The sequence below is a fragment of the Schaalia sp. HMT-172 genome (genome assembly GCF_030644365.1).
Classification (GTDB): domain Bacteria; phylum Actinomycetota; class Actinomycetes; order Actinomycetales; family Actinomycetaceae; genus Pauljensenia.
On record NZ_CP130058.1, the window covers coordinates 579,085 to 594,338 of the forward strand.

General features: G+C 68.9%; 10 protein-coding genes. 7 read left to right on the forward strand and 3 right to left on the reverse strand.

The window, feature by feature from the left end; translation table 11 throughout:
• Window positions 1-63 precede the first annotated feature (63 nt).
• The gene (locus QU663_RS02330) at window positions 64-2,085 is read left to right on the forward strand and encodes a sucrose-specific PTS transporter subunit IIBC (RefSeq protein ID WP_021612128.1); all 2,022 of its coding nucleotides are present in this window, start codon (window positions 64-66) and stop codon (window positions 2,083-2,085) included.
• A 525-nt stretch (window positions 2,086-2,610) separates the two neighbouring features.
• On the opposite strand, the gene QU663_RS02335 is transcribed toward QU663_RS02330, so the two are convergent.
• Window positions 2,611-3,630, reverse strand: coding sequence for a LacI family DNA-binding transcriptional regulator (locus QU663_RS02335; RefSeq protein ID WP_021612132.1), 1,020 nt, complete (start codon window positions 3,628-3,630; stop codon window positions 2,611-2,613).
• Between the two features lie 280 nt (window positions 3,631-3,910).
• Here QU663_RS02335 and QU663_RS02340 point away from each other — a divergent pair, with 280 nt between their 5' ends.
• Together QU663_RS02340 and ptsP are read left to right on the forward strand one after the other, a co-directional pair.
• Window positions 3,911-4,177, forward strand: coding sequence for an HPr family phosphocarrier protein (locus tag QU663_RS02340; protein ID WP_003793915.1), 267 nt, complete (start codon window positions 3,911-3,913; stop codon window positions 4,175-4,177).
• A 4-nt stretch (window positions 4,178-4,181) separates the two neighbouring features.
• The gene (ptsP, locus tag QU663_RS02345) at window positions 4,182-5,864 is read left to right on the forward strand and encodes a phosphoenolpyruvate--protein phosphotransferase (protein WP_021612134.1); all 1,683 of its coding nucleotides are present in this window, start codon (window positions 4,182-4,184) and stop codon (window positions 5,862-5,864) included.
• Window positions 5,865-5,963: 99 nt separating this feature from the next.
• On the opposite strand, the gene QU663_RS02350 is transcribed toward ptsP, so the two are convergent.
• The gene (locus tag QU663_RS02350; RefSeq protein ID WP_296492314.1) at window positions 5,964-6,599 is read right to left on the reverse strand and encodes a hypothetical protein; all 636 of its coding nucleotides are present in this window, start codon (window positions 6,597-6,599) and stop codon (window positions 5,964-5,966) included.
• A gap of 15 nt (window positions 6,600-6,614) precedes the next feature.
• Complete coding sequence (locus tag QU663_RS02355; protein WP_034481499.1) at window positions 6,615-8,312, reverse strand: PspC domain-containing protein; 1,698 nt, start codon at window positions 8,310-8,312, stop codon at window positions 6,615-6,617.
• A gap of 258 nt (window positions 8,313-8,570) precedes the next feature.
• Here QU663_RS02355 and QU663_RS02360 point away from each other — a divergent pair, with 258 nt between their 5' ends.
• The 4 genes from QU663_RS02360 (at window position 8,571) to QU663_RS02375 (ending at window position 15,039) form a co-directional block, all read left to right on the forward strand.
• A complete protein-coding gene (locus tag QU663_RS02360) occupies window positions 8,571-9,761 on the forward strand; it encodes an ATP-binding protein (RefSeq protein ID WP_021612046.1) in 1,191 nt (396 codons plus the stop codon).
• The gene (locus QU663_RS02365; RefSeq protein WP_009055913.1) at window positions 9,758-10,408 is read left to right on the forward strand and encodes a response regulator transcription factor; all 651 of its coding nucleotides are present in this window, start codon (window positions 9,758-9,760) and stop codon (window positions 10,406-10,408) included. The genes QU663_RS02360 and QU663_RS02365 overlap by 4 nt, the downstream gene beginning before the upstream one ends.
• 131 nt (window positions 10,409-10,539) lie before the next feature.
• Window positions 10,540-12,030 (forward strand): DUF1846 domain-containing protein, encoded by a 1,491-nt coding sequence (locus tag QU663_RS02370; protein ID WP_021612048.1) that lies wholly within the window; start codon window positions 10,540-10,542, stop codon window positions 12,028-12,030.
• 165 nt (window positions 12,031-12,195) lie between these two features.
• The gene (locus QU663_RS02375) at window positions 12,196-15,039 is read left to right on the forward strand and encodes a UvrD-helicase domain-containing protein (protein WP_304990657.1); all 2,844 of its coding nucleotides are present in this window, start codon (window positions 12,196-12,198) and stop codon (window positions 15,037-15,039) included.
• The last annotated feature ends 215 nt before the right edge of the window (window positions 15,040-15,254 follow it).

The following is a 15,254-nucleotide window of genomic DNA, read 5'->3' on the forward strand; positions in this document are numbered from 1 at the left end:
CGCCCAGCGCGCTGCGGACAATGACGTACTGCGTGGGTTTTTTAGAAAGGAATGTGGTCAGCGATGGATCACGCCAAGGTGGCAGGGGAGGTCGTCGAAGCAGTCGGCGGAGCCTCCAACATCAGCGCAGCGGCTCACTGCGCAACCCGTCTCCGTCTGGTGATCGCGGACGAGTCCAAGATCAACCAGCAAGCCCTCGACGACAACGAAGACCTGAAGGGGACGTTCGCCGCCGGCGGCATGTTCCAGATCATCGTCGGCCCCGGCGACGTCGACCAGGTCTACGACTACATGGTTGCAAACCACGGCGTGCGCGAGGTCTCCAAGGACGAGGCCAAGGAAGAGGCCGAGGCCGGCGGCAATATCTTCTCCCGCTTCGTGAAGATGATCGCGGACATCTTCGTCCCGGTCCTCCCGGCCCTGATCGCCGGCGGTCTTCTCATGGCCCTCCACTCGGTGCTCACGGCCAAGGGCCTCTTCGGCGCGGAGTCCGTTATTAAGATGTTCCCGGTGATGACCGACTACGACGCGCTCATCAACCTGGTGTCCTCCGCGGCCTTCGCCTCCTTGCCCGTGCTCGTCGGCTTCTCCGCCGCCAAGCGCTTCGGCGGCAACACCTATCTGGGCGCCGCGATGGGCGCCGCCATGGTGTCGCCCTCGCTGCTGTCCGCCTACTCCATGACGGACGCGGCGGCCGCCGCCAAGTTCTGGGCGTACACCGACCAGTCCTCCGTGTGGAATCTCTTTGGCCTCGAGGTCACCAAGGTCGGCTACCAGGCGATGGTCATCCCCACCCTGGTCGTCACCTGGATCATGTGCCTCATCGAGAAGAGCCTCCACAAGGTTCTCAAGGGCACCGCGGACTTCCTGCTCACCCCGCTCATCACGCTGCTGATCACCGGCTTCCTGGCCTTCGTCGTCGTCGGCCCCGTGACCCGCGAGCTCTCCAACTACCTGACCTACGGCATCAACTGGGCGTACACGACCCTCGGCGTCTTCGGCGGCCTCATCTTCGGCTTCTTCTACAGCGCCATCGTGGTGACCGGCCTGCACCAGTCGTTCCCGGCCATCGAGATCCCGCTGCTGCCCTCCAACGGCGGCGTCGGCGACTTCATCTTCCCGATCGCCTCCATGGCGAACGTCGCGCAGGGCGCGGCCGCCCTGGCCGTCTTCTTCAAGACCCGCGACGCCAAGCTCAAGGGCCTGGCCGGTGCCGGTGGCGTGTCCGCCGTCTTCGGCATCACGGAGCCCGCGATCTTCGGCGTCAACCTGCGCCTGCGCTGGCCCTTCTACTGCGCCATGGTGGCGGCGGCCATCGGCTCTGGGGGTGTCGCCCTGCTGGACGTGCGCGGTCAGGCCCTGGGTGCCGCGGGCTTCGTCGGCTTCGTGTCGATCGTCCCCAAGTCGATCCCCGCCTACCTGGCCCTCGAGGTCCTCGTCTTCGTCCTGTCCTTCGGCTTCACCTTCGCCTACGCCATGACGCGCGGCAAGGCCGACATGCAGGGCCGCGCGCCCGCGAAGAAGGAGGCCGTCGTGGCCGCCGCTGTCGCGGCTCCCGCTGGTGGTGCGGCTCCTGCCGCCGCGCCCGCCGCGGTTCCGTCCTTCTCTGACGAGGCCAAGGCTGATCTCTCCATCACCTCGCCCCTCGCGGGCACCGTGGTTCCGCTGGAGCAGGTCAAGGACGAGTCCTTCGCCAAGGGCATGCTCGGCCCCGGCATCGGTATCGAGCCCGCCGACGGCCTGGTCGTCGCTCCCTTCGATGGCACCGTGACCGTCGCCTTCCCGACAGGCCACGCCTACGGCCTGAAGTCCGCTTCCGGCGTCCAGGTCCTCATCCACGTCGGCATGGACACCGTCAAGCTGGACGGCAAGGGCTTCACGCCCCGCGTCGCCAAGGGTGACGTCGTGCGCCGCGGCGACGTGCTCGCCGAAGTCGACCTCGACGTGATCCGCGCCGCCGGCTACGAGACCATCACGCCCGTCGTCGTGACGAACAAGAAGAAGTTCGGCGCTGTCACGCCGCTCGCGAGCGGGCAGATTCAGCGCGGCGACCAGCTGCTCGAGGTGGCTCCTAAGGAGGCCTGAGCCGGGAGTCAGTCCCGACGTACCGGGTGGGTGGCACCAGCAGCGGTGCCACCCACCGTTTTTCTGCTCTCGTCTGGGTGTGGCCACAGCGAGTGGTTTCCCAACAATGTCGCATGCAATTTCCCTGTAAACCTTTCATGCATTGAAATATGGGTGTTGCAATTCCAACGTTTGCGGGCCTGTCGAAAAGTTCGGGTAGCCGAATTGCATGCGAAATGTGGGGGAAGCGGCCGACGGTGACGATCGGAGGGGACAGGTGACCTGCTCACACATCAGGCCGAACGCGCAGACAGGTGACCTGCTCACACATCAGGGCCGAACATGTCGAGAGGTGGCGAACATGCGGATAGGTTCTGCATACGCGGATAGGTTATGGCGATGCGGATAGCTAATTTGCCTATCCGTATGCGAATAACCTATCCATATGTCGATAACCTATCCGCGTGCGCGGCCGCGGGCCTCGAGGGGCACGACGATCACCGGGGACAGAAGTGAGTGCCGAAAGCCTCACAGCACGTGAGGCGCTCAGGCGCTGATCGACCGCCCCCGGATCAGCGTTCCCGGGAACTCGATCGTGGGGGCGGGTGCCCCGGCCTCGTCGATGGGGCGACTGGCCGCGCCCTCCATCTGTTCTAGGAGGATGTCGACGGCGGCGCGGGCGATGTGCTCGATCGGCTGGCGGATCGTCGCCAGGTGCGGCAGGGCGCGGCGCATGGCCTCGGTGCCGTCGAAACCGATGACGGACAGGTCGCCGGGCACCGACAGATCCCGGTTGCGCGCCCACTCCAGGACCTCCGCGGCGGCCAGGTCGTCCGTGGCGAAGATGCCGTCGATGGGGGCGTCGGTGCGCGCCTGGTCGAGGCTGCCCTGCACCATCGCGAAGCGCTGCGGGGTCGGCGTGTCGAAGGGGACGGTGATGACGCGCGCCTCCAGGCCGGCCCGCTCGACCTCGGCGCGAAAGCCGGCCTCGCGCAGGTTGCGTGGACCCAAGCGGGACGTCAGGAGCAGCGGGTGGCGGCACCCCGCCTCGAGGAGCGCGCGCGTAGCCATCGCGCCCGCTTCCCGGTTCGCGCAGCGCACGTTCGGGATCGACGGGCTCAGCTCGCGGTCGATGGTGACCAGGGGCATGCGGATCGTGTCGTATTCGTTCAGGCCCTCGTTGTGCGCGCCGGAGATGATGCCGTCCACGCGGTTGCCGACGAGCAGGGACAGGTATTCGCGCTCGCGGGCGGCCCGTCCCATCGAGTTGCAGATCAGGATGCGGTAGCCGGCGTCGGCCAGGGCGTTTTCGACCTCGACGGCGAGTTCTCCGAAGAAGGGGAGGGACACGGCGGGAACGATCAATCCAACGGTCTGGGTGCTCTTGCCGTGGAGGGCGCGCGCCAGCGAGTTGGGGCGGTATCCCAGGGCTTCGATGGCGTCTGCCACGGAGCGCTTGGTTTTTTCTGACAGGTAGCCGCGGTTGTTGAGGACGCGCGAGACGGTCGTCGGACTGACGCCAGCGAGCTGAGCGACGTCGGCCAGCGTAGGTTCGCGGGAGCTCATGCTCGCTTTCCTTTCGTTGGTACTTCTCCAGTCTAGTCGGTGAGGGCGCGCGTGGCCGCCCATCGGTGCGACGAGGCCGGGGCGGGCTCGATCGGGCAGGGCCGGTCAGCGTCGTGGTGGGGGCGCCTCTCGCATAGTTTTTCGCCATTTATGAGGGTGATGCATCCCATCTAGCCGCGTTGTGGGATGGAGTTTTCAAATGAGTGCACTACGTCATAGTATGAGCGGTACGGGTCCACGTGTCTAACGATGGACATACCCGCATTCGAAAGGAACGACTATGATTTCCCGCACCGTTGCAATTGGTTCCTCCGTTGGCCTCCATGCGCGTCCCGCTTCCGTCCTCGCCGAGGCCGTTGATGACTCCGGCGTCGAGGTGACCATCGCGTTTGATGGCGAGGAGGCCGACGCCGCGTCGCTCCTCGAGATCATGACCCTGGGCGCCAAGCACGGCGACGTCGTCACGCTGTCCACCGAGGATGATTCCGCGGGTGCGGTGCTCGACTCGCTCGTCGAGCTGCTCTCGCGCGACCTCGACCAGGAGTGAGCTAATGGCGACGCATGACGTCCTGCACGGGATTGGCGTCTCCGCTGGCACCGCTGCTGCGCCCGCCGCTATCGTTCAGCCTGCACCCGGCGTTGACACGTCGGAGCCGGGCAGCGTCGATGCTGCCGCCGACGGCGCGCGTGTCCGCGAGGCGCTCGCAGCTGTCGCCTCGCGCCTGAGCGAGCGCGCGGCGAAGGCGCCGGAAGAGACGAAGGCAATCCTGAAGGCCACCGCTCAGCTCGCGGGCGACCGTGGCCTGGCTAAGGCCGTCGACAAGAAGCTGAAGAAGGGCCTCGGTATCACCCAGGCTGTCCACGACGCGGTCGAGGACTACGCGCAGATGTTGCGCAGCCTGGGCGGCTACATGGCGGAGCGTGCGACCGACCTGTACGACGTGCGCGACCGCGCGATCTGTGAGCTGCGCGGACTGCCCGAGCCGGGCGTCCCCGCGTTCGACGGCACGGTCATCCTGGTGGCGCGCGACCTGGCTCCCGCCGAGACCGCGACCCTGAACCCGGAGACCGTCCTCGGTATCATCACCGAGGTCGGCGGCCCCACCTCGCACACGGCGATCCTGGCCGCCCAGCTGGGCATTCCCGCGATCGTCAAGGCCGGGGGAATCATGGACGTCGAGGAGGGCACCGTCCTGGCCCTCGACGGCGGCGTCGGCGAGGTCATCGTCGCTCCCACCGAGGACGAGATCGCCTTGCTGAAGGAGCGCTCGCTGCGCCGGGCGCAGGCGCTGGCCGGCTCGACCGGCAAGGGCGCGACCTTCGACGGCTACCCCGTCAAGCTCCTGGCCAACATCGGTACGGTCGACGACGCGCTTAAGGCTTCCAAGGTGGACCTGGAGGGGTCGGGCCTGTTCCGCACCGAGTTCCTGTTCCTGGAACGCGCGGACGCTCCCTCGCTGGAGGAGCAGACGGACACCTACACGAAGGTCCTGCAGGCCTTCGGTGACCGTCGCGTTGTCGTGCGCACCTTGGATGCTGGCGCGGACAAGCCGCTGAGCTTCGCGGATCTGGGTGCCGAGGAGAACCCCGCCCTGGGCGTGCGCGGTCTGCGCCTGTGCCAGAGGCGTGAGGATCTCATCGACACGCAGCTGCAGGCCCTCGCGGCCGCCTACAAGGCGACCGGCGCGGAACTGTGGGTGATGGCCCCCATGGTCGCCACCCCCAGCGAAGCCACGTGGTTCGCGGATAAGGCGCGAGGGTACGGCCTGCCCAAGGTCGGCATCATGATCGAGGTGCCCGCGGCCGCCCTGCGCGCCGAGCAGCTCCTGTCGATCGTGGACTTCGCGTCCATCGGCACGAACGACCTGACGCAGTACACGATGGCGGCGGACCGCCTGGACGGCAACCTGGCGCCGCTGCTCAACCCGTGGCAGCCGGCCGTCCTGGAGATGATTCGTCACGCCTGCAACGGCGGTCGCGCGACCGGCAAGCCGATCGGCGTGTGTGGCGAGGCCGGCGGCGACCCGCTGCTGGCCCTGGTCCTCACCGGCCTGGGTGTCGCCTCCCTGTCGATGGCGCCCTCGAAGGTCAACGCGGTTCGTGCGGCCCTGCGCATGCACGACCTGGCGACCTGCCAGCAGATGGCCGCCTTCGCGGTGGATGCTCCCAACGCCAAGGAAGGCCGCGAGAACGTGCTGAAGCTGGTGGCTCCGGCCATGCTGGATCTGCTCTGATCTGAGGCTTCTCGCTGCCAGACACGGGGTGGGCCCGGGAACCGATGGTTCCCGGGCCCACCCCGTTCGCGACGCCGCGTCGCGGCGGGTTCGACGCGCCTAGTCCGTGCGGATCGCATCCGCGGCGCTCGACGCCTGCGCCGCAGTGTCCGTCCGCTTCTTCGACCGTCCCGAGAAGAGCGCCGTGATGATCAGGATGACGCCGATCGCGGCAACGGCGCTGATGCCGAGCACCGGCAGGTTGAAGGTCGAGATGTAGGCCTCGGCAATCAGGAATGCCCCGACCATGCACACCAGGACCGCCCAGACAAACGCGCCGACGCGCACGCCCCTGCTGGGCGCCTCGGGCAGGTCGCGGATGTTGACGGGCCACGCGGGAGCGCTCCACGTCTGGGCTCCTGAAGCCTGAGCCCCGGGCGCGTGAGCGCCCGACGTGCCCGCGGCCCCAGCCGCGCCACCCGAGGCGGCCTGAGCGCCCAGGCCAGCCCCGGCCTCGTCGGAGGCGGGAACGGACTCGCCCGTGGAAGCCGGATCGAAGGCCGTGCGCGCGCCCGCCCCGGTGGAACCGCCCGCCGGGGCCGGCTCGGAGGGCATCTGCGTGGTCGGGGCGTCGCGGAAGACCGCGAGGGGATCCGACGTGGGCATCTCAACCGTCGCGTCGGGGATCGTGGGCAGCGGCGTCGTTGCGTCGAATTCGGGCAGCTGCGTGGTCTGGTCGTCGTTCGAGGTGGTCATTGTCGTGATCCTTCCTCAGTTACCCGACTGGGAGCCGGTGGGGGTGGGGGACGGGGTGGGGCTGGGCGTCGTGCTCGGCGTCACGCTGGGCGTCGGCGCCGGCGTGGAACCCCACGTGCCGGACGAATCCGGGGTCTGCAGGATCGTCAGGTTCTCCAACTCCGCGTCTTGCGTGATGAGCACCGTGATGCCGCCGAGAGAGGACTTGCCCCACGAGGGGGAGGTCGCCGTCTTGTCGGAGCAGTCCCTCAGCGGAGCGGCCCAGCCGTCGTTGTCCATGTTCGTGGCCAGGGAATCGATGCTTGACTGGCACACGATCTGGACGGGCTGCCCCTCGGCGACCTTGATCGTCAGGTTCTGCCAGGCCTGCCAGCTCACGGTGATCGACTTGGTGGTGCCCGCGGGGGCGCCGCTCAGGTCGAGCGTGACGGTGCCCAGGGGGCTCGAGCCCTGCACGGAGCTGACGGTCCAATCCACCGTCTTGTCGCTGGCCGGATTCTGGATCGTGGAGCCGATCGTGGTGATCGCGCCCTGCGTGGCCTCCGTGCCGATGGCGGCGGTGGGCAGCGCGACGATGATTCCGAGAATGGACAGAGTCGTGAGCCAGCCGGCGCTGCGGTCGCGCAGGGCCGCGATCGCGAGGGAGAGGCCGACGATGATCAGGCACACGCCGCCTCCGATGACGATGATGCGCGCGATCGTCTGGGACTGTGTTGCGGCCGTGATGAAGGGGATGGCGGGTCCCTTGTCAACCATGTAGATGCCGGCGAAGACGGCGGCAGCGACGAGGACCAGGAGGCCCGTGATAGCCAGGTTCGCGCGCGCGGACACCGTGCGGGGCCGGTGGGTCGGCGCGGGACGCGGGGTCCACTGAAGAGGCTTGGGCGGGCCCGAGGGGGGCCTCCAGCCCGGGTGGGGCTGGGAGGGATGAGCGGCGGCCGGGCGCGGCCCGGCCTGCGCGCCGGGGGCCCTGGAGGCGCTGGGGGAGTCTGCCGGGACTCCGTAGAAGGGGTATCCGGCGGGGTGCTCGGGGTTCGTTTGCCCCGGTGACGCGGGACCCGCGTCGCTAGCGGACGGGGTGGTTCCCCCAAAAGGGGCGGTGTCCCCCGCCGGCGAGGCGCCCTGCTGGCCGCCATACTGCGGGGTCCCGTACTGCTGGCCGCCGTACTGCGGGGTCCCGTACTGCGGGGTCCCGTACTGCTGGCCGGAGGCCCCCGGGCCGCGCCGCTTGTTCGACGAGCTGGCGGTGGCCACGACGAGATACACGAGGCCGATGAGGCCGCCGATGATGGCGAGCGCGAAGAAGGAGCCAAATCCGATGCCTGCGCCCCCGAAGATGAGGCCCGCGGAGGGGATGAGGGACGACAGGGAGAACAGGCCGAGGACAATGCCGCCGACAACGGCGATATCGAAGCGTCCCTCGAGGGCCTCCTCCAGGTGAATGCGGCCGTCCTGGGCCTCGGGCAGCAGGAGCCAACCGAGCGCGTAGGCGAGGGGCACGAAGGGGATGAAGAACGCGGCGAGGACGGTCAGTACTCGCACGAGGGACATGTCCCACCCGGTGCGGGCGGCCACGCCCGAGCAGACGCCGCCGATGACGCGAGGCTGCGCGCGGTACCATCCCGAGCCGCGCATGGACTCAAAGAACCTGTTGCGGGGCGGGCGCTGCTGGTAGTCGCCGCTGGGGTCCGACGGACCGTGAGACCAACTCATGGTGCACTTCCTCTCGATGGGATCCACGATGCGTGGATCGATACCACTACTCAACCAAACAACAGGGGTGCTCCGACAGTAGGGGACTCCCTGAACGGCCCCTGATTGTCTCGGGGGTACCCCTGGCCTCCTGCCCGGGCGTGCCACAATGGGAGGGTGAGCAGACCCGAGAGTTACCCCCGACCGGGGTGGACGCCGCCCATTCCGGCGCCCCCCGCCAGGCCTCCGCTCGTGCGCGCGACCTCCTCCAGCCCCGACATGCCCACCCCCTGGATGGGGGGCGTCTGCTCGGGCCTGGCCGTGCACCTGGGGATCCCGGTGCTCCTCGTGCGCGTCACGCTCATCGGCTTCACCGTGCTCGGCGTGGGCGCCCTCGCCTACCTGTGGCTGTGGGTGACGGTCCCCGAGGACACGCCCGAGGCCTCGGCGTCGGGCACGCTCAGCCCCGGCCTCGTGCGCCTGCGAGAGGAACGGGCGGCCCAGGTCGCGCGTAACCGCATGATCGCGACGGGCGTGGGGCTCCTGGTTGCCGCCGTGGCCGGCACGATCCTGAACGCGACGAGCACCCTCGACTGGCGCGACATGGGATCCATCATCTCGATCGTCTCCGGCATTACCCTGGTGTGGAGCCAGAGCCGCGAGGTGCGCAACTGGCGCTCTATGCGCTTCATCGGGGCGGTCCTGGGCGGCATCGCGCTGCTCAGCCTCGGCGTCGTCATGGTCGCCTCACGCGACAACCCGCCCGTCATCCTGCTGCGCGGCGGCCTCATCGGCGCGGCCCTGGTCGCCGGCGTCCTCTTCGCCCTCGTGCCCATGTGGCTGCGCACCACCAAGGACCTGTCCCAGGCCCAAGCCCAGCGCGTGCGCGACGCCGAGCGCGCCGACATCGCCGCCCACCTGCACGACTCCGTCCTCCAGGCCCTGACCCTCATCCGCGCCTCCGCCGAAGACCCCGCCCGCGTGCGCGCCATCGCCCTGACGGAGGAGCGCGAGCTGCGCGCCTGGCTTTACACGGGCCACGCCGGGGCCGCCGACTCCCTCGAGGCCGCCGTCACCGAGGCCGTCGTCGGGGTCGAGAGCCGCTACGGCGTGCCCATCAGCGTCGTCGTCGTCGGCGACATGCGGCCGGGTCCCGGTGAGCTCGCCCTCGTCGCGGCCCTGGCCGAGGCCTGCCAAAACGCCGTGCGCCACGGCGCCCCGCCCGTCTCCGTCTACGTCGAGGTGCGCCCCCAGGCCGTGGAGGCCTTCATCAAGGACAGCGGCGCGGGCTTCGACCTCGCCACCATCGCCCCCGACCGCCACGGCGTGCGCGACTCCATCGTGGGGCGCATGCGCCGCGCCGGGGGAGAGGCCACGATCAGGCGTCTCGCGCGCGGAACCGAAATCGCCCTGAGCGTTCCCCGCTCCGATATCCTGGAACAAACAGCCCCGACCGGGAGGACACAGTGACCATCCGCATCCTCGTCATCGACGATCACCCCATGGTTCGCGCCGGGGTGCGATCCGAACTCGAAAACTCCGGGGCCGACCTCGAGATCGTCGGGGACGCCTCCGACGTCGAAGGCGCCATCGCCGCCTGCCGCGCCCTGACCCCCGACGTCGCCCTCCTCGACGTGCACCTGCCCGGCGGCAACGGCGGAGGCGGCGCCGAAGTCGCCAGCGCCTGCCGCGACATCGAGGGCCTGCACTTCCTGGCCCTGTCCGTCTCCGACTCCGCCGAAGACGTCGTCCAGGTCATCCGGGCGGGCGCTCGCGGATACGTCACCAAGTCGATCTCCACGCCCGACCTCGTCGAGGCCATCGGGCGAGTGGCGGCCGGGGACGCCGCCTTCAGCCCGCGCCTGGCCGGCTTCGTGCTGGACGCTTTCGGCACCGGCGAGGTCTCCACGACCGACAGCGAGCTGGACCTGCTCTCCGCCCGCGAGCAGGAGGTCATGCGCCTCATCGCCCGCGGCTACACCTACAAGGAAGTCGCCCACGACCTGTTCATCTCCATCAAGACCGTGGAAACGCACGTCAGCTCCGTCCTCCGCAAACTCCAGCTCTCTAACCGCAACGAGCTGACGCGATGGGCCATGCAGCGCCACATCGTGTGAGGTCAGCCCCCTTTCGCGCGCGCCTTCTTTAGCGGGGGCCGTGCGTGCCTACAATGGAATCCCGAGGGCGCGACAGCGCCTGCCCGCCCCGCACGGACGGCCTCTCCTATTTCCGCGACCTCGGAGGATGCATGCATCGCATCGGTTTTGACAGTGATCAGTACGTCGAGATGCAGTCTCGACACATCGCCCAACGACGCGGCGAGTTCGGCGGCAAGCTGTATTTGGAGTTCGGCGGCAAGCTGATCGACGACATGCACGCCTCGCGCGTCCTGCCCGGCTTCACGCCCGACAACAAGGTGCGGATGCTGCGCGAGCTGGCCGACGAGGTCGAGATTATCGTCGCCGTCAACGCGAAGGACTTCGCGCGCCGCAAGGTCCGCGCCGATATGGGAACCACCTACGACGACGAGGTCCTGCGCCAGATCGACGAGTTCCGCGAGCGCGGCCTGTTCGTCGGTTCCGTCGTCATCACCCAGTGGACGGACGACAATAAGGCGGCCGCCGAGGTCAAGGAGCGTTTCGAGAAGCTCGGCATCCGCGTCTACCGTCATTTCCCGATCCCCGGATACCCGTCGGACGTGGAGCGCATCGTCTCGGACGAGGGCTACGGCGCGAACGAGTACGTTGAGACCAGCCGTGACCTGGTCGTCGTGACCGCCCCCGGGCCGGGTTCCGGCAAGATGGCGACCTGCCTGTCGCAGCTCTACCACGACCACAAGCGCGGGATCGAGTCCGGCTACGCGAAGTGGGAGACCTTCCCGATCTGGAACATTGCGCTGGATCACCCGGTGAACATCGCCTACGAGGCGGCCACCGCCGACCTCGACGACGTCAACATGATTGATCCCTTCCACCTGGAGGCCTACGGGATCAAGACGGTCAACTACAACCGTGACGTCGAAATCTTCCCGGTCCTCAACCGCCTCTTCGAGAAGATCCTCGGATCCTCCCCCTACAAGAGCCCCACGGACATGGGCGTCAACATGGCGGGCCACTGCATCGTCGACGACGATGCCTGCAGGGAGGCCTCGCGCCAAGAGATCATTCGCCGCTACTACAAGGCCCTGGTGACGGAGAAGAAGGAGATGAGCGAACCCGTGCAGTCGGCGCGCATCTCCCTGCTCATGAGCCGCGTGGGCGTGGGCCGCATGGACCGCCTGGTCGTGCGTCCCGCCCTGGACCTGGCCGAGGCCACCGGCGAGCCGGCCGCCGCGATCGAGCTGCCCGACGGCCGCATCGTCACGGGCAAGACGTCGGCGCTGCTGGGCTGCTCCTCGGCGATGCTCCTCAACGCCCTCAAGAAGCTCGCGGGCCTGCCCGACGAGGTCCAGCTCCTGGCTCCCCAGTCGATTGAGCCTATCCAGCGCCTGAAGACCCACGACCTGGGCTCGCGCAATCCGCGCCTGCACACCGACGAGGTCCTCATCGCCCTGGCCGTTTCCGCCAACGGTGACGACAACGCGCGCCGCGCCCTCGACCAGCTGTGCGCCCTTCGCGACTGCGACGTGCACGAGTCCGTCATCCTGGGTCCCGTCGACGAGGGCATCTTCCGCTCCCTCGGCATCCAGGTGACCACCGAGCCCGTGTACGCGACCAAGTCGCTGTACCGCAAGAAGTAATCGCTTCGACGAGGCCGGGGTTTCCTTCGCGTATCAGCGCGGGGAGGCCCCGGCCTCGTCGCGAACCGCCTGTCGCGGCCCGCCCACCCCATCTGGCCGTTCGTGGCTGGCGCCACCCGGGGTGGGTGCCGCAGCTGAGGGTGGGGCGGTTTAGGCTTGGAGACGATGAGTGACGCGACTTCTTTGCCTGACCTTGGTTTCCTGATCGGCCCCGATGGGGGCCGCCAGGACGACTACGTGCCGCCGGAGGTGCCCGCCTTCGACGTGGAGGATGCGCTGGGCGCCGACTACGACGGCGGCTGGCCCGACATTGCCGTCCCCGGTGGGGGCTCGGGGGAGGCCTCCGCGTGGGAGGCTGCCCCGGCCTCGTCCGCGCCCGCGTGGGGCGAACCCCGCCGCCCCGGCGTGGACCCCGAGTCGCTCACGCGCGGCCTCAACGACCGCCAGCGCGAGGCCGTCACCCACGCGGGCTCGCCGCTGCTGATCCTCGCCGGCGCGGGCTCCGGCAAGACGCGCGTGCTCACGCACCGCATCGCCTACCTGCTGGCCACTGGACGCGCGCGGGCTGGGGAGATTCTGGCGATCACCTTCACGAACAAGGCAGCCGCCGAGATGCGCGAGCGCGCGGGCGCCCTCGTGGGCGACGACGCACGCCGCATGTGGGTGTCGACCTTCCACTCGGCGTGCGTGCGCCTGCTGCGCTACGAGCACGAGGCTGCGGGGCTGTCCTCGTCGTTCACGATCTACGACGCGCAGGATTCCCAGCGTCTCATCCAGATGGTCCTCAAAGCCCAGGACGTGGACATTAAGCGCTTCACCCTAAAGATGGTGGCGGCGCGCATTTCGGACGCGAAGAACGAGCTGATCGGCCCGAAGCGTTACGCCGAGACGGCTGGCAAAGACCCGGTCTCGCGCATCGTCGCGGACGCCTACGTCGAGTACGACAAGCGCATGCGCGCCTCGAACGCGCTGGATTTCGACGACCTCATCATGCGCACGGTCGACCTGCTGCGCGACAACCCGCTGATCGCCGAGCACTACCACCGGCGATTCCGGCACATCCTGGTCGACGAGTACCAGGACACGAACCATGCGCAGTACGTCCTCGTGCGCGCCCTCGTGGGGGATGGGTCCGATGGGGTCACGCCCGCCGAGCTGACAGTCGTGGGCGACTCCGACCAGTCGATTTACGCCTTCCGCGGCGCGACGATCCGCAATATCGAGGAGTTCGAGCGCGACTTCACGGGCGCTCGCACCATCTTGCTGGAGCAGAACTATCGCTCGACGCAGAACATCCTGTCTGCCGCGAACGCTGTGATCGCCCGCAACACGGGGCGCCGCGCGAAGAACCTGTGGACGGCCTCGGGCGACGGCGCGCTCATCACGCTGGACGCCGCCGATTCCGAGCACGACGAGGCGCGCTTCGTCGTCGGCGAGATCGACCGCCTCGCGGACTCGGGCGTCGACTGGGGCGACATCGCGGTCTTCTACCGCACGAACGCGCAGTCCCGCGCACTGGAGGAACTCCTCGTGCGCCAGGGCATCCCGTACCGCGTCGTCGGCGGCACGCGCTTCTACGAGCGCCGCGAAATCAAGGATGCACTGGCCTACCTGCAGGTCATCTCCAACCCCGACGACACGGTCGCGGCCCGCCGTGTCCTCAACGTCCCCAAGCGCGGCATCGGCGCGAAGGCCGAAGAGGCCATCGCTGCGCACGCCGCCCGCCACGGCATCTCGTTTGGCGCTGCCCTGCGCCACCTGTGGCTGCGCGCCGGGCGCCCCGCCGGTGAGGGCGAGGGGATCGACGTCGACGCGCTGGCCCGTTCCGCTTCCACGGACGAGGCCTTGGCTGATTCTTCCGTTTCCGTTTCCTCGGGCGGTGCGGCGGGGGAGAACCCGGGTGCTCGCGACGGTGCAGATGCGAGCGTGGCTGCGGATTCGAGCGCGGCTGCGGCCCCGGCCTCGTCCCCCGTCCCCTCCGAGAGCGCGCCCGAGACGGCGCCCGAGGTCCTGGGCATCACCGCCCGCGCCGCGAAGTCCGCGGCCGCCTTCTGGGGGCTCATCGAGACGCTTCGAGCCGCCGAGGCGCGCGGCGCATCCCAGGCCGACATCCTCGAGGAGGTCCTGGACCGCACCGGCTACCTGGCGGAGCTGCGCCGCAGCGAGGATCCGCAGGATGCCTCGCGCGTGGAAAACCTGGCGGAACTGCACTCGGTCGCCGGGGCCTTCGCGGCCGACGCGCCCGGCGGGACCCTCGCGGACTTCCTCGAGCGCGTCGCCCTCGTCGCCGACTCGGACCAGGTGCCCGCCGAAGGCGAGCGCGGCGGACAGGTCACCCTCATGACCGTCCACACCGCGAAGGGCCTCGAATTCCCGGCGGTTTTCGTGACCGGCATGGAGGACGGCACCTTCCCGCATCAGCGCAGCCTCGGGGATGAGAGCGAGCTGGAGGAGGAACGCCGCCTGGCGTATGTGGCGATCACGCGTGCGCGCGAACGCCTCTACCTGACGCGCGCGGCGGTGCGCAGCGCCTGGGGGACGCCGCAAGAGATGCCGCCCTCGCGCTTCCTCGACGACATCCCCGCCGAGCTCCTCGACGTGCGCCGCGCGGCCACATCCGGGGAGCGTATGCGCGCCTCCTACGGGGGTTCGTATGGTTCCGGGGCCTATGGTTCCGGGGCCTATGGGCGCTCCCGTCGCTCCGAGGGGCGCGACCCGTGGGGTGAGCGCGACGCCGGTGCCTTCGGGTCGGGGCGCGGTGGCGTGCCCGCGCAGACGGCCGGCGCGCGCACAGTGACCCGGATGGGCGTGGCTCCCGCAGCCAAGCCCGCCGAGGAGAAGCCGGTGCTCTCGCTCAAGGTCGGGGACCGTGTCAAGCACGCGACCCTGGGTGCGGGCACCGTCACCGGCGTCGAGGGGGAGGGGCCGCGCACCGTGGCTCGCATCCGCTTCGGCATGGCCGAGAAGCGCCTGCTCGTGCGCATGGCCCCGATGGAGAAGATTTCGTAGCTCGGGCTTCCCGGCGCTGCTCGGGCTTGGGGCCCCGCTGTGTGCCGGGCGGCGGCCTGGCTCTGTGGTCCTGACGGGTTTGCTGCAGGTAGCCCAGTTGTGGCTGTCAATCAGCAATTTCGCACGTAATTCCCCTGCGATTAGTTCAAATTTTGAATTCATGTCGTTGGAATTGCAACGTTTTCGGGTGGTCTCGAAAAATGACCGAGGGAAAT